This is a genomic window from Rhizobium sp. ERR 942 (genome assembly GCF_007828395.1).
Classification (GTDB): Bacteria; Pseudomonadota; Alphaproteobacteria; order Rhizobiales; family Rhizobiaceae; genus Rhizobium; species Rhizobium dioscoreae.
Genome location: NZ_VIUA01000001.1, coordinates 222,119 through 237,666, shown reverse-complemented (window position 1 = coordinate 237,666; position 15,548 = coordinate 222,119). Strand labels below are relative to the sequence as shown.

The 15,548-nt window shown below is 60.5% G+C and carries 14 protein-coding genes; 11 read left to right on the top strand and 3 right to left on the bottom strand.

Features of this window, described 5'->3' with window-relative positions; translation table 11 throughout:
* The first annotated feature begins 2 nt into the window (after nt 1-2).
* From FBZ97_RS01100 to hemH, 6 genes are all read left to right on the top strand, one after another.
* Entirely contained in the window at nt 3-287 is a 285-nt protein-coding gene (locus tag FBZ97_RS01100) for a YciI family protein (RefSeq protein WP_145316085.1), read from the top strand.
* A gap of 266 nt (nt 288-553) precedes the next feature.
* Complete coding sequence (locus FBZ97_RS01095; RefSeq protein WP_145316083.1) at nt 554-2,005, top strand: homospermidine synthase; 1,452 nt, start codon at nt 554-556, stop codon at nt 2,003-2,005.
* 179 nt (nt 2,006-2,184) lie between these two features.
* Complete coding sequence (locus FBZ97_RS01090; RefSeq protein ID WP_113355044.1) at nt 2,185-2,574, top strand: hypothetical protein; 390 nt, start codon at nt 2,185-2,187, stop codon at nt 2,572-2,574.
* Between the two features lie 28 nt (nt 2,575-2,602).
* Nucleotides 2,603-2,926, top strand: coding sequence for a hypothetical protein (locus FBZ97_RS01085; RefSeq protein ID WP_145316081.1), 324 nt, complete (start codon nt 2,603-2,605; stop codon nt 2,924-2,926).
* 148 nt (nt 2,927-3,074) lie between these two features.
* Nucleotides 3,075-5,177, top strand: a complete 2,103-nt coding sequence (locus tag FBZ97_RS01080) for a 5'-nucleotidase C-terminal domain-containing protein (protein WP_145316079.1) — start codon at nt 3,075-3,077, stop codon at nt 5,175-5,177.
* 96 nt (nt 5,178-5,273) lie between these two features.
* On the top strand, nt 5,274-6,308 hold the full coding sequence (hemH, locus tag FBZ97_RS01075; protein WP_145316076.1) for a ferrochelatase: 1,035 nt from the start codon (nt 5,274-5,276) through the stop codon (nt 6,306-6,308).
* 34 nt (nt 6,309-6,342) lie between these two features.
* On the opposite strand, the gene FBZ97_RS01070 is transcribed toward hemH, so the two are convergent.
* A complete protein-coding gene (locus tag FBZ97_RS01070) occupies nt 6,343-7,251 on the bottom strand; it encodes a S1C family serine protease (RefSeq protein ID WP_145316074.1) in 909 nt (302 codons plus the stop codon).
* Nucleotides 7,252-7,550: 299 nt separating this feature from the next.
* Between FBZ97_RS01070 and FBZ97_RS01065 the strand changes: the two genes are divergently transcribed.
* Nucleotides 7,551-8,567, top strand: coding sequence for an SPFH domain-containing protein (locus FBZ97_RS01065; protein WP_145316072.1), 1,017 nt, complete (start codon nt 7,551-7,553; stop codon nt 8,565-8,567).
* A 1-nt stretch (nt 8,568) separates the two neighbouring features.
* Complete coding sequence (locus FBZ97_RS01060) at nt 8,569-9,027, top strand: NfeD family protein (protein WP_145316070.1); 459 nt, start codon at nt 8,569-8,571, stop codon at nt 9,025-9,027.
* Here the strand turns inward: FBZ97_RS01060 and FBZ97_RS01055 are convergent, their stop codons facing one another.
* Nucleotides 9,028-10,023, bottom strand: a complete 996-nt coding sequence (locus tag FBZ97_RS01055; protein ID WP_145316068.1) for a KpsF/GutQ family sugar-phosphate isomerase — start codon at nt 10,021-10,023, stop codon at nt 9,028-9,030. It lies immediately after the preceding gene.
* A gap of 197 nt (nt 10,024-10,220) precedes the next feature.
* On the opposite strand from FBZ97_RS01055, the gene FBZ97_RS01050 reads away from it, so the two are divergent.
* Complete coding sequence (locus FBZ97_RS01050) at nt 10,221-11,738, top strand: outer membrane beta-barrel protein (RefSeq protein WP_145316066.1); 1,518 nt, start codon at nt 10,221-10,223, stop codon at nt 11,736-11,738.
* A 92-nt stretch (nt 11,739-11,830) separates the two neighbouring features.
* Here the strand turns inward: FBZ97_RS01050 and galU are convergent, their stop codons facing one another.
* Entirely contained in the window at nt 11,831-12,718 is an 888-nt protein-coding gene (gene galU, locus FBZ97_RS01045) for a UTP--glucose-1-phosphate uridylyltransferase GalU (RefSeq protein ID WP_095435793.1), read from the bottom strand.
* Between the two features lie 203 nt (nt 12,719-12,921).
* On the opposite strand from galU, the gene FBZ97_RS01040 reads away from it, so the two are divergent.
* Together FBZ97_RS01040 and FBZ97_RS01035 are read left to right on the top strand one after the other, a co-directional pair.
* Complete coding sequence (locus tag FBZ97_RS01040; protein ID WP_145316064.1) at nt 12,922-14,145, top strand: lytic murein transglycosylase; 1,224 nt, start codon at nt 12,922-12,924, stop codon at nt 14,143-14,145.
* Nucleotides 14,146-14,225: 80 nt separating this feature from the next.
* Nucleotides 14,226-15,416 carry a DUF459 domain-containing protein gene (locus FBZ97_RS01035; RefSeq protein WP_113395275.1) on the top strand — a complete coding sequence of 397 codons (1,191 nt, stop codon included), beginning with the start codon at nt 14,226-14,228 and terminating at the stop codon, nt 15,414-15,416.
* The last annotated feature ends 132 nt before the right edge of the window (nt 15,417-15,548 follow it).

Here is a 15,548-nt window from a genome sequence, read left to right as displayed (position 1 = left end):
GAATGTTCATTCTGTCGCTTACCTATCTCAAGGGCAATGACGAAGCCGATAAGCACATGGAGCAGCACATGGCCTGGGTGAAGGAAGGCTATGCCAGGGGCTGGTTCCTCGCTTCCGGCCGCAAGGTGCCGCGCACAGGCGGCATCATCTTCGCCCGCGGCGAGCGAGCGGAACTGGAGGCCTATGTCGCCGCAGACCCCTTCACGATCCACGGTGTCGCCGCTTATGAAGTCCAGGAAATCGCCCTCACCACCGTCGTCGACGGATTGGAAGGCCTGAAGGCCTAAGCGGCGGAAGACGCTTGCCTTCCGCAGCATTCCGTTTATGTCAGCGAAAACCAACCTTGAGGGCAACAAACTCGTCGCATATGGCGTGTATGTTGGCCTCGACTTGACTTTGCCCGGCTAACCCTCAACAGCTCTTTATTGTGACATCAAATTATGATTAGAGCCGCTCACCTCGCGTTTTCGCGCAAACTCTGCCAGCGCTTTCGCGCCAACTCTAACTAGATTTCGTGAACCGAACGGCGCCCTGCCTTTCGAAGGAGAAAAGAATGACGAAACAAAACTATCCGGTATATGCCGAAATTACCGGTCCGATCGTAATGATCGGCTTTGGCTCCATTGGCCGTGGCACCCTGCCCCTGATCGAGCGCCATTTCAAATTCGACAAGAGCCGGATGGTCGTCATCGACCCGCAGATGGATGCCGAGCACTTGGCGATCCTGGAAAAGCATGGCGTCCGCCATATCCAGGCCCATGTCACCAAGGACAATTACAAGGATCTCCTGAAGCCGCTTCTCACGGAAGGCGGCGGCCAGGGCTTCTGCATCAACCTCTCGGTCGACACCGGCTCGCTCGATCTGGTCAAGCTGTGCCGCAAGCTCGACGTGCTCTATATCGACACCGTCGTCGAGCCCTGGCTCGGCTTCTACTTCGACAAGGGCCTGAAGAACGCAGACCGCACCAACTATGCGCTGCGCGAAACCATGCGCAAGGAGAAGGAAAAGAACCCTGGCGGCACGACGGCCGTTTCCACCTGCGGCGCCAATCCGGGCATGGTCTCCTGGTTCGTCAAGCAGGCGCTCGTCAACCTCGCCAAGGATATTGGCCTGAAGTTCGAAGAGCCGGATCAGCACGATCGCGAAGGCTGGGCCAAGCTGATGAAGAAGGTCGGTGTCAAGGGCGTTCACATCGCCGAGCGCGACACCCAGCGCACCAAGCATCCGAAGCCGCTCAACGTCTTCTGGAACACCTGGTCGGTCGAAGGCTTCATCTCCGAAGGCATGCAGCCGGCAGAACTCGGCTGGGGCACCCATGAAAACTGGATGCCGAAGAACGCCAAGAAGCACAAGAAGGGCTGCAAGGCCGCCATCTATCTGGAGCAGCCGGGCGCCAACACCCGTGTGCGCACCTGGTGCCCGACCCCCGGCCCGCAATACGGCTTCCTGGTGACCCATAACGAGTCGATCTCGATCGCCGACTATTTCACCGTCCGCGACAAGGACGGCGAGGTCACCTTCCGTCCGACCTGCCACTACGCCTATCATCCGGCCAACGACGCCGTGCTTTCGCTGCACGAAATGTTCGGCAATGGCGGCACGCCGCAGCCGGTTCATCACGTTCTCGACGAGGACGAGCTGGAAGACGGCATCGACGAACTCGGCGTGCTGCTCTACGGCCATGCCAAGAACGCCTACTGGTACGGCTCGCGCCTGTCTCTCGAAGAGACCCGCCGCATTGCCCCCTATCAGAACGCCACCGGCCTGCAGGTGACCTCAGCCGTTCTCGCCGGCATGGTCTGGGCGCTGGAGAATCCGAAGGCCGGCATCGTCGAAGCCGACGAGATCGACTACAAGCGCTGCCTCGAAGTACAGCTGCCCTATCTCGGCCCGGTCGAAGGTCACTATACCGACTGGACCCCGCTCGATGGTCGCCCAGGCCTCTTCCCGGAAGACATCGACACCAAGGATCCCTGGCAGTTCCGGAACATTCTGGTTCGCTAAGAGTATAGTGTCAGCTTGATGCAAGAGGGAATGCCCGCACAGGTCGTGCGGGCATTTTTGTTACGCAAGCCAGATAAATCAAGCAGATCGCCTGTGAAGTCTTGCTTTAGCTCGATGGCCGCGCCATCTTCCTTGCAACCGATACGCCTTTAGACCGCCTCTATTCGCGGGAGATATTTATGAAGATGAGAACCGTTCTTGCCCTCCTCGCTGCTGCGGCAGCTTTATCTGCCTGCGTGGATTTTGGCGGCTCCAGACCGCCGCCGATGGCGATGAATCCGGGCGGCGGCCAGCCGCGCACGAATTCCGTGGAAGGCAGCTGGGCCGATTCCAATGGCCTGAATTCGACCTTTAACGGCGGCCGGTTCGAAACGCACACGACGGATGGCACGAACCAGCAGATGGCCTCTGGAACCTACACGACCGATCCGTCGGGCATGATCCAGATCAACCTCTATTCGAACATCAAGCGCACCTCGTCGAAGGTCAATTGCTTCCTGGCCAATCCCAGCCAGCTCAACTGCACCTCCGAAACCGGCGGACACTTCTCGCTCAATCGCCAGGGCTGATAAAGGCCCGATGGACGGACAAGGCATCATGCGCGGAATGCTGATCCTCCATCTGTTACTGATCGCAGCATTGCCCGTCGCTATTCTGGCGGCGGTCCTCCCTGCAAATAGCTATCAAGCCCAGGGCATCGACGCCCTTGATTGCGATGGCCCGGCGAGCGTCCTCCTTTTCGCCGTACCGGCTTTGCTCATTTACGGCGCCAGCGCTATTCTGCTCTATCGAAAGCGGAATCGACGCCTTCATCTTGTCACCGCCCTCTGCTGTGTGCTCGTCTTCTGCTCTGTCGGCTGGAATGCCGTTGCGGCATTGCGGGAATCCTATGGATCCGCCTCCGTCGAGGCATGCGCCTGATCCGGCAGCGCATTTCGCCGCTTTGTAAAAATCCTAATAACGCCAACAGCTTTTGCTTGCGCTCGCTCCGCCGGGATGAAAACATCGCTGTGGGGGACCGCCTTGGGGCATTGGCGGGCCGGATTGCAATGACCAACAGGAGAGACAGATGAAGCAGCCCTTCGGAGTGGGTCTTTTGGCCGCCACGCTGCTGGCGCTGAGTACCGGCGCCGCCTTCGCGGACTATCAGCTCAACATCCTGCACTTCAACGATTTCCATTCGCGCGTCGAATCGATCAACAAATTCGACGCCACCTGCTCTGCAGCCGAAGAAGCCAAGAACGAGTGCTTCGGCGGTGCGGCACGGCTGAAAGCCGCCATCGACCAGCGGCGTGCCGCCCTTGCCGGCCAGAACGTAGTCGTCCTCGATGCCGGCGACAATTTCCAGGGCTCCCTGTTCTATACGACCTACAAGGGTGCGGCCGAAGTCGAATTCCTGAACGACATGAAGATCGACGCCATGACGGTCGGCAATCACGAATTCGACGATGGCGAAGGCCCGTTGGCCGCCTTCCTCGACAAGGCGCAGTTCCCCGTTGTAACGGCCAATCTGGTAGTCGACGACCAATCGAAGCTCGGCAACCGCATCAAGAAGTCGATCGTGCTCGATATCGGCGGCCAGAAGATCGGCATCGTCGGTGCGGTGACCACCGAAACGCCTGAACTCGCCTCCCCCGGCCCGCATGTGAAGATCACCGACGATGCCGCCGCAATCAGCGCCGAAGTCGACGCGCTGAAATCGCAGGGGGTCAACAAGATCATTGCGCTCACCCATGTTGGCTATCCCCGTGATGTCGAGAAGATCGCCAAGATCGCCGGCGTCAGCGTCGTTGTCGGCGGCCACTCGCATACGCTCCTGTCGAATACCGACCCGAAGGCAGCCGGCCCCTATCCGACCATGGTCGACAATCCGGCCGGCTATAAGGTCCCCGTTGTACAGGCCGCGTCCTACAGCAAATATCTCGGCGACGTCGTCGTCACCTTCGATGACAATGGCGCCGTCAAGGACGCCAAAGGCGATCCGATCCTGCTCGATTCCTCCATTAAGCCGGATCCGACGATCCTGTCACGCGTGCAGGAGATGGCAAAGCCGATCGAGGAACTGCGCAAGAAGGTCATCGGTAATTCGCAGGGGCCGATCGAAGGCGCGCGTGAAGTCTGCCGCGTTCGGGAATGCTCGATGGGCAATCTTGTCGCCGATGCGATGCTTGACCGCACCAGGACGCAGGGCATTTCCATCGCCATCCAGAACGGCGGCGGCCTGCGTGCCTCGATCGCCGCAGGCGATGTCAGCATGGGCGACGTGCTGACCGTACTGCCTTTCCAGAACACGGTTGCAACCTTCCAGCTGACCGGAGCCGACGTGAAGGCGGCACTCGAAAACGGCCTTAGCCAGATCGATGACGGGGCGGGCCGCTTCCCGCAGGTCGCCGGCCTCAAATACAGCTTCGACAAATCGAAGCCGCCGGGCAGTCGCCTCGTCTCCGTCGACGTACAGGAAGGCAGCGAGTTCAAGCCGATCGATCCCGAAAAGACCTACGGCGTTGTCAGCAACAACTACATGCGCGCCGGCGGCGACGGCTACGCCGTCTTCGCCAAGGACGGCAAGAACGCCTATGACTTCGGCCCCAATCTGGAATCGGTGGTCGCCGATTATCTTGGCGCACACAATCCGTACAAGCCTTACACGGACGGCCGCATAACCCAGATAGCCTCGGCGGCGCCAGCTGCGCAGCCGGAACCCGCAAAGCCGGCGGACACCACCCAGCAGGCAGCACCAGCGCAGACGCCCGCACCGGCCGCTGGAGATAGCGGTGGCGCGTCGTCCACGACAACCCCTCCGGCCTCCTCGCCTCCCACGGTGACAACGCCAAGCACCACCATGCCGGCAAACCCGACGGCTACGCCGTCTGCCCCGGCAAAATCGGATCCGGCAGCCTCGACACCCGCCACCTCAGCTCCAGCGGCTGAAACGCCGGCTGCGTCTTCACCCGCGACCACGGCTCCGGCAACAGCAACGCCGGAGGCCAAGGTCAACGAGCCGCCAAAGACGCCGACAACCCACATCGTCGTCGCCGGCGACACGTTCTGGGATCTTGCCAAGACTTATTACGGCAATGCCAAACAATGGCACAAACTCGTGGCCGCCAATCGCAATATCAAGCCGCATCATCTGGTGGTTGGCGAAAAGTTGAAGATTCCGGCCAAGTAAGACGATTTGTCTCGCTTGCTCCAGCCGGTCCGGGCTTTCCCGGACCGGCTTTTGTTCTTATGTGAAGTGCTTCATATCTTGAGAGGAATTCAATCGATGACAGCAGCCCTGACCACGCTTCCGCCCGATCACCCTAGCGTGAAATACGGCAAGGTCGGCGTGCTGCTCATCAATCTCGGAACGCCTGACGGCACCGACTACTCCTCGATGCGCCGCTACCTCCGCGAATTCCTGACAGACCGGCGCGTCATCGAGTGGTCGCGTTGGAAATGGTATCCGATCCTGTTCGGCATCGTGCTCAACACCCGGCCGCAAAAGGTCGGCAAGGCCTATGAGACGATCTGGAACAAGGACAAGAACGAGAGCTTCCTGCGCACCTATACGCGCAACCAATCCGACCTGATGGCCGAGCGGCTGCGCGACCTGCCCAACGTCAAGGTTGACTGGGCCATGCGGTACGGCGAACCCTCGATCGCCGATCGCATCCAGGCGCTGAAGGACGATGGCTGCGAGCGCATCGTGCTCTTTCCGCTCTATCCGCAATATGCGGCGGCAACGACGGCGACCGTCAACGACAAGGCCTTCGAGAAACTGCAGAAGATGCGCTGGCAGCCGGCGATCCGCACCGTGCCGCAATATCACGACGACGGGACCTATATCGAGGCGCTTGCCAATTCCGTCACCCGTCACCTCGCGACGCTGGACTGGCAGCCTGAAAAGATCATCGCCTCCTTCCACGGCATTCCCATGTCCTACTTCAAGCTGGGCGATCCCTATTACTGCTTCTGTCAGAAGACCGGTCGCCTGCTGCGCGAGAAACTGGGTCTTTCCGAAGATCAGTTCATGGTCACGTTCCAATCGCGTTTCGGCCCTGAGGAATGGCTGCAGCCCTATACGGACAAGACGGTGGAAGAGCTTGCCAGGAACGGCACCAAGCGTATCGCGGTGCTCAATCCCGGCTTCGTCTCCGACTGCCTTGAGACGCTGGAAGAGATCGCGGAACAGGCGGCCGAATCCTTCCATCACAACGGCGGCGACAAATTCACCCACATTCCCTGTCTCAACGACAGCGAAGACGGCATGAACGTGCTGGAAAAGGTCGTGCGGCGGGAGTTGCTCGGCTGGGTGTGACGAGATCGCCGGGATTGATCCCGGCGACACGTGCCTACTGAAGCTGCGGCTTTTTGAGGAAGCTGCCGCGGTCGGCGGATTTGACGCGCAGCCAAGCCTCGCGGCCATCGCGCAACACACGCATGGGGATCTCGGAACCAGCCGGACCGCTCTCCCAGATCTTGCGGTAGAAATCCGCGAGCCCATCGACTTCGCCATCCCGGATTTCGGAAATGACATCGCCGCGGCGCAAGCCAGCCTTGGCGGCCGGACCACCCTCGGTGACGCTCATGACGACGACTTCGCCATTGTTTTCGGCCGAGAAGGCACCGAGCCAAGGCCGCGGCGGCTTGTTGACGCGGCCGCGCTTGATCAGATCGTCCAGGATCGGCATCAAAAGGTTGATCGGCACGATCATGTTGATATCGGCGCTGTCGCCGTTCTGGGTCGCCATCTGCAGATGCAGCGAGCCGATGCCGAGAAGCTTGCCGTCCGCGTCGATAAGAGCCGCACCTCCCCAGGATGGATGGGCGGGTGCCGTGAAGATCGCCTCGTCGAGCAGATATTCCCAATAGCCGGCGAATTCCTGCTTTGCGACGATCTTCGCCTCGACAAACTGGCCGATCCCGTCAGCGATGACGACTTCATCACCGATCTCAGCCTTGTCGGTATCACCGAATTCGAGGGCGGGCACATCGAGAGGCCCGAGCGCCTGCACGAGGCCAAAACCCGTTTCCTGATCGTAGGCAAGCGCATGACCGGGCACGACACGGCCGCTATTGGTCGTGAGCCAGACCTCGTCGGCTTCGGTGATGAGATAGCCGATCGTCAATACCAGGCCGTTTCCGCGGATGACGACGCCGCTACCTTCCCTGCGTGTGCCGAGGGTTGCCGCCGTGAAGGCGTCTTCCGGAATTGAGGCGTGCACGGCCACAACCGACCGCAAGGTCCTATCTAAGTTCATAGCTTCACCCTGATAATGCGCTAAGGCTGGCCCGAAAAGCTGCGTGGCAGCGGAGCTGGAAATCTCCATATAAAGTATGAATATCAATCGCCGGACGCAAGACCCAGACGGTGATTGGTTGACCTGCCTCATAGCAAAACGCCTGCTGTAGCCCCATTCCTCACTTGCTGAGAACATGCTAACCCACCACATAAGATTGAGCTGCCGCCTCGTGAGCTCGACCGAGCATAGCGAGGCCAAACAGTAGCGGTTTAGGCGACGCGAGCCTGCTCAGACAGCCGCGTCCATGGAGGAGTTCGATGGTAGTGGGTGGTTTCAGCATCGTTGTGATTGCCTTGGTGGTCTTCGTCATTCTGGTGCTGTTTGCGGGCATCAAGACCGTACCTCAGGGCTATCGGTACACAGTTCAGCGCTTCGGCCGCTACATCCGGACGCTGGAACCGGGACTCAACCTGATCGTGCCCTTCATCGAAACAATCGGGGTGCGGATGAACGTGATGGAGCAGGTGCTGGCCGTGCCGACGCAGGAGGTCATCACCAAGGACAATGCGAGCGTATCCGCTGATGCAGTCGCTTTCTTCCAGGTGCTGAATGCGGCGCAGGCCGCCTATCAGATCACCAATCTGGAAACCGCGATCCTCAATCTCACCAAGACCAATATCCGCTCCGTCATGGGCTCTATGGATCTGGACGAGCTTCTGTCCAATCGCGATGCCATCAACGAACGACTGCTGCGCGTGGTCGATGAGGCGGTAGAGCCCTGGGGCATCAAGGTAACACGCGTCGAAATCAAGGATATCCAGCCGCCGAAAGACTTGGTTGACGCCATGGGCCGACAGATGAAGGCCGAACGCGAAAAGCGCGCCCAGGTCCTGGAGGCGGAAGGCCTGCGCAACGCGCAGATCCTCCGCGCTGAGGGTGCAAAGCAGGCAGCCGTGTTGCAAGCCGAAGGCCAGCGCGAGGCTGCCTTCCGCAACGCCGAGGCGCGCGAGCGCCTGGCCGAGGCCGAAGCCAAGGCGACCCGCGTCGTATCCGAAGCGATTGCCGAGGGTAACGTGCAGGCGATCAACTACTTCGTTGCCCAGAAATACACCGAAGCCCTGAGCGCGATCGGCTCAGCCAGCAATTCGAAGATTGTCCTCATGCCGATGGAGGCGAGCTCGATCATCGGCTCTCTTGGCGGTATCGGCGCTATCGCGCGCGAAGTCTTCGGCGACAATGGCGATGGCAATGGCGCGACGCAACCGGCCCGGCCACGCTCCGGCCCCGTCCGTACAACGCCAACGATCAATCCGCTGCCACCGAAGGAGAGCTGAGATGTTCGACAATCTCATCGTCGAACTCGGCCCCTGGAGCTGGTGGCTCGCCGGTCTGGCGCTGCTTGCCGCCGAACTCGTCTTGCCCGGCTTCTTCTTGGTATGGATCGGGCTCGCCGCGATCATCGTCGGCGCCTTGTCGCTTCTGTTTTGGGAAGGCAGCTTCTGGGTCTGGCAGGTTCAAGGGCTGGTCTTCGCCGCCATGGCTGTTATCGTCACCCTGCTCGGCCGCCGCTATCTCTATAACAACAACCAGGTGACCGACGAGCCGTTCCTGAACCAGCGCGGTGCCAGCCTTGTCGGGCGCACGGCAACGCTCGACCAGCCGATAGCCGAAGGCCGTGGGCGCATTCGCCTCAATGACACTTATTGGACGGTCAACGGACCGGACTTGCCGGTCGGCACCCGCGTCAAAGTGGTCGCCAGCAACGGCCGCGAGCTCACCGTCGAGCCTGTCTGATCAGGCAACGCCGATCCGCAGCAGATCGTGGAAGTGCACCAGACCGATCGGACGCCGCTCGTTGTCGACAACGATCAGCGCGGAAATATTATGACGATTGAGCACGGCCATGGCGCTCGTCGCCAGCGTCGTTTCCTTCACCGTCTTCGGATTGGGGGTCATCACCTCGTCCACCAGCTTCTCCGCGAGGCTGGTGCCGAGATTGCGGGCGATATCGCCATCGGTGACGATGCCGCACAGGCAACCGTCATCATCGACCACGCCGACGCAGCCGAACCGCATCTTCGATAGCGTCATCGCCGCTTCCTGCATACCGGTTCCGAGCTTGACGAGCGGCACACGGTCGCCCTTGTGCATGATATCGGCCACATGCGAGAGGCTGGCGCCGAGTTTGCCGCCCGGATGGAAGGTGCGGAAATCCTCGGCCGTAAAGCCGCGTGCTTCCAGAAGAGCAACGGTCAGCGCATCGCCGATCGCAAGCTGCAGCAGCGTCGATGTCGTTGGCGCCAGACCATGCGGGCAGGCTTCCTGCTCCTTGGGGAGCAGCAGCACAACATCCGATTCACGCGCCAGCGTAGAAGTCTCGCCGGCGGTGATCGCGATCATCGGGATCGAGAAACGGCGGGAATAACTGATGATGCCGCGCAGCTCGGCGCTCTCGCCGCCCCAGGAGATGGCAATGATGACATCATCCTGGGTAATCATGCCGAGATCGCCGTGATTGGCTTCGACAGGATGCACAAAGAAGGCCGGCGTTCCGGTGGATGCCAGACTTGCGGCAAGCTTGTTGCCGATATGGCCACTCTTGCCGACGCCGGTGATCACGACACGACCTCTAATATCGCCGATGAGCTCGACGGCGCGGCTGAAGGGCTCGGCCAGACCATTGGTCAGTGCGCGTTCCAGCGCTTCCATGCCCCGTCTCTCGGTCTCGATCGTTCGCATTGCGGATTCGATCGCACCGTTCTCGATGAGTCTTACAGCTCTCTTATTCATGAGCGAGGCCTAACGCTTTTCTGCAAATCTGTCCACCAAAGATCGACTTATGGCGATGCGACAGCCTGCAGCGCCTTCCCGACAAATATTATCGAACCCTTTCTTGTCGCCATCACTTGGCAACCAAGCGTTAACCACGCGGCTTTACACTTGGGTAAGAATTTAGGTCATTTCCAGCAGGGTCAGATATAAACAACATGGGCATCGGCAAGGACAAGGCGGGTCATGGTGCCTTCCGGCTGGCGGCATGGGCGACCTCCGCCGTGCTCGGCTGGGGTATCGCATTTGCCGCACCGCTGCCGGTCAACGCGCAATCCTTGCCATCCGACCAGAACGTCGACGATACCTTGCCAGCGTCGACGACGGCATCTCCGACCGATCCGAATGCCGCACCCAACACCGAGAACCAGGCGGCCACGCCAACAAACCAGGCGTCGACCTCCAGCGACGCACCCTTGAACGCGCCGCTACGCCTCACCGGCATCGACCCTACAACCACCGGCTCGACGCTGGATAACGATCTGCGCCGCGTGAACCTGCGCGAACCAAGCGTTGATGACCTGAGAGCCCGCCGGTATCCGGATCGGGCAGATGCACAGGGCATCCCGCTCGGCACCTTCACTCTGAAGCCTTCGATCAACCAGTCGATCAACATCGAGCGGGATCGCACCGGCGACACCAAGGATAACCGCGGCTTTTTGCAGACCGACTTACGCAGTACCCTGACTTCGGACTGGGACAGACATGCCCTGACCGTCACCGGTGAGGGCGTCTGGCAGAAGAACATCAGCGGCACTGGCGAGGAAAAGCCAACCGTCAACCTCAATGCCGACCTGCGTCTGGATCTTCCTGCCGACACGACTGCGCATGTCACCGCCGGCTATCAATTCTACCGTGAGGACACGAGCGATCCGAATGCGATTGCCGGCGCATCGAAGCAATCCGCCGTCAACCAGTACACGGCCGGGCTCTCGCTGGAACGCGATTTCGGCCTGCTGCGCGGCACGACGGCCGTGGCGCTGACACGCAGCGTCTATTCCGACGCCGTGCTTTCGGATGGGACGACGGTCACCCTCAGCGATCGCAATCAGACGGCCGGAACCTGGCGCGGCCGCATCGGCTACGAGCTTTCGCCCGCCATCATTCCCTTCGTCGAAGTCACTCTCGGTCGCGCCGTCTACGATCAGACGCGCGACAGCAACGGTTATGCCCGCTCGAACCAGAGCTATGGCGGCAAAGGTGGCGTCGAATTCGACCTCGGCGAAAAATTCAAGGGCGAGCTTGGCTTCGGCTACCAGCACACACAATTCGACGATTCGCGCCTGGGCTCGGTCGACTCGCCGACGATCGACGGCAGCCTTGCCTGGTCGCCGCAGCGCGGCACCGATATCAGCGTCGGCCTTTCGACGACCGTACAACCTTCGACCACGGCCGGCCTCAGCGGCTACACCGCTTATCAGCTCACGAGCACCATAAGCCATCAGCTGCGCGACGATCTCACCGCCAAGCTGACGGGAGGCCCGACGTGGCGCAATTACCCCTCCAATGGCAGCGCCGCCGACGAAATCGAATACGACGCCGCGTTCGGGCTAACCTGGGGGATCAACCGTTACCTCGATCTTACCAGCAATGTCGGTTATCAGCTGACAACGCGGGATGTGGGCGACAGCACTCGGCAGTTCCAGGCCGGCCTCGGTTTGACGGTAAAACGCTAGGCACCGCCTTCGCTTAGATCCAAACTACCAGCTCAAATGAATCGAGGCCCGGCATATGCCAGGCCTCAAGATTTTCTCAAAAGGTCGGATCCCTATTTCAGGGCTGCGATCAGCGCCTTGAACTCGTCCTCGATGGTCGGGCGGATGTCGTCACGCGCCAAGGCGAAGGCGACGTTGGCAAGGATGAATCCGTCCTTTGCGCCACAGTCGAACGTCTGGCCCTGGAAGTGATAGCCGGCGAAATCCTGCGTCTTAGCAAGCTTCAGCATACCATCCGTCAGCTGGATCTCGTTGCCGGCGCCGCGCTCCTGGCTTTCGAGGATACGGAAGATTTCCGGCTGCAGGATGTAGCGACCGTTGATGAAGAAGTTGGACGGAGCCGTGCCTTTGGCCGGCTTTTCGACCATTTCCGTGATGCGGAAGCCGCTGCCGATCGTCTCGCCGACGCCAACGATACCATACTTATGGGTCTGATCCGGCGCACATTCCTCGACGGCGATGACATTGCCGCCACTATGCTCATAAAGCTCGATCATGCCCTTCATGCAGCCCTTTTCGGCGCGCATGACCATGTCGGGTAGCAGCAGCGCAAACGGCTCGTCGCCGACGATCTCGCGGGCGCACCAGACGGCGTGGCCGAGACCGAGCGGCTCCTGCTGGCGTGTGAAGCTTGCCGTGCCGGCCTTCGGCAACAGGCCGCTCAGCAGCGACAATTCGGCATTCTTGTTACGCTGGCGCAGCGTCTGCTCAAGCTCGAACTGAATATCGAAATAATCTTCGATAACATGTTTGCTGCGGCCGGTGACGAACACGAAATGCTCGATGCCCGCTTCCATCGCCTCGTCGACGACATACTGGATCACCGGCTTATCCACGACGGTCAGCATTTCCTTCGGCACCGCCTTGGTCGCCGGCAAGAACCGCGTCCCTAGTCCGGCGACCGGAAATACTGCCTTACGAACCTTCTTATGCTGTCCCACGCATACCTCCTGGGCATTAAATCAGTTGGCACAAAGCCATTCTAAAGGTCAGTAGATTAGATTTGCTACTGTTTTGCAAATAATGACTGACGCAAACTTCCATGGTAAAGAATTTGTTGACTTCGTTCGTTTAGCGTCACGCATGGGCCGATGCAACGCGCATCGCCGCACCGAAATCCAACGATTGATGGACAAGGCTGTAGATGACCGTAAACCGCAAACACTCCCTTCGTGGTCTCGCTCTGGCGCTCGCGCTCGGCGCCTTGGCGGGATTCCTTCCCGTTAACGCCAATGCTGACCCTGGGTTCCAGAAATGGATCGCGAGCTTCTACGCCACCGCCGCAAAGAGCGGCATTACGCAATCCACCTATCGCAATGCATTTGCCGGCGTAACCGACCCGGACCCCACGGTGCTTGAAAAGGCGCAATACCAGCCGGAATTCAAGTCCCAGATCTGGGATTACCTCGACTCCCGTGTCAATCCCTATACGGTCGATATTGGCCGCAAGATGGCGGTCAAGTACGGGTCCACACTGCGCACGCTCGAACAGCATTTCGGCGTCGATCGCAATATCATGCTGGCCATCTGGTCGATGGAGTCGAATTACGGCGAGGTTCTCGCCAAGAATGATCGGCTGCATTATGTCCCCCGCGCGCTGGCGACCCTTGCCTATGCCGATCCGAAGCGGGCGAACTACGCCAAGAAGCAGCTCATCGCTGCCCTGAAAATCCTGCAGAAGGGCGATATCTCGCGCAAGGACCTGAACGGCTCCTGGGCTGGCGCCATGGGCCATACGCAGTTCATTCCAACGAGTTATCTGCTCTATGCCGTTGATGCCGATGGCAGCGGCCATGCCGATATCTGGAATTCCGTTCCGGACGCCCTGGCGACAACAGCCAATCTTCTCGCCAAGAATGGTTGGGATACCGGCCGGACGTGGGGTTACGAGGTGGTCGTGCCGCCCGGTGGCAGCGCCCAGGCCGGCAAGACGCACACCATCGCGCAATGGGCGGCCCTCGGTTTCGTACGTCCCAACGGCAAGGGTTTCCGCACGACCTCCGACCGTGCACAGCTGAAGATGCCCGGCGGGCCGAACGGTCCCGGCTTCCTGATGACCGGCAACTTCTTCACCATCAAGCGCTACAACGCCTCCGACAGCTATGCATTGGCCGTCGGTCTGCTCGCGGATCAGATCGCCGGATATGGCGGCATGCAGCAATCCTGGCCGCGTCCGAGCGGCGCGCTCGACGTCAAGCAGAAATTCGAACTGCAGACGCGTCTGAAGGAGCTCGGCTATTATGACGGCGTGGTCGACGGGAACTTCGGCTCGGGCTCGAAGGCCGCAATATCGGCTGTCCAGCAGCGCATGGGTATGGATGCGGACGGCGAGCCATCGATGAGCCTGCTGAAAGCATTGCGCAAGTAGGCCGCCTCCAGCGAATCCGGGATGGCCAGGACGATGAACTCGTCATTTCGCGGCCCGGACTCGTGAGCGGAAAAGAAGCGATGATGAAACACTCTGCCCGCGCGACCACCGCAACTCTAAGGATTGTTCTGACGGCATTTCTCAGCGTCGTCATCGCGTTTGGCTGCCTGCAGAATATGGCGCAGGCGCAGGAGCGGCCGCGGCGGAACCTGTTCGATATGCTGTTCGGCACCCGCGAGCCCGATTACCCGGATCAGCCCATCGAGCAGCCGCCGCCACGGCGCAAGGTGCAGCCGAAAAAGCGGCCGACCCCGCCGCCGCGCCAGCCAGTCGCGCAGCCGGAAACGCCACCGCCCGCAGAAAAGCTCCCCGATGCCAAGACCATCCTTGTCGTCGGCGATTTTCTGGCAAGCGGCTTGGCAACCGGGCTGGAGGATGCCTTCTCCACCTCCCCCGGCGTCGTCATCCAGTCCCGCGGCAACGTCGCCTCCGGTCTCGTGCGGCAGGATTATTACAATTGGCCGCAGCAATTGCCTGGCATGATCGATCAGCTGAAACCGGCCATGGTCGTCGTCATGATCGGCGCCAACGACCGCCAGCAGATGATCGGCGACGGGCTCAACGAGAAATACGGCACCGACCCGTGGTTCCTTGCCTATGAAGAGCGCGTGCAGCAATTCGCCAAACTGGTGACGAGCCGTCATATTCCGCTGCTCTGGGTTGGCCTGCCCTCCTTCGGCTCCGATCAGCTGACCGCCAGCGCTGTTAAGCTCAACCAGATCTATCAAAGCCAGACCACCAGCGTCGGCGGTGAGTTCATCGACATATGGGACGGATTTACCGACCAGAACGGCGAATTCATCGTGACCGGCTCCGATATCAACGGCCAGCAGGTCCGGTTGAGAACGGCCGACGGCGTCAATCTGACGGCAGCCGGCAAGCGCAAGGTCGCCTTCTATCTGGAGAAATCCGCACGCCGGATCCTGGGCGATCAGGCAAGCCCGGACATCACGCGCCTGGACACGGGCAATCCGTTGCCGGCGCAACAGGCCAATCTTCCCGGCGCAGAACCGGAAAAGATTACCCGCACGCAGCCGATGAGCCTCTCCGATCCCGATCTCGACGGCGGCTCGCAGCTTCTCGGCAGCAGCCCTGCTCCTGCCGCAACGACTTCATCGCCACGCGATCTTCTGGTCGAGAAGGGGCTGATGGACCCGGCGCCTGTCGGCCGCGTAGACGACTACCGATTGCCGGGATCGGTTGCACGATAGGCGACCTGGAGGCGGTTTGACAACGCGGCGCCCCGCCAATAGAAGAACTGCATGAGCACCAAAAGCGCAGATCAGATCGATCGTTACCGCACCTGCCCGCAGGTTGCGGTTTTGCGCGCTTTCTCCGGCCGA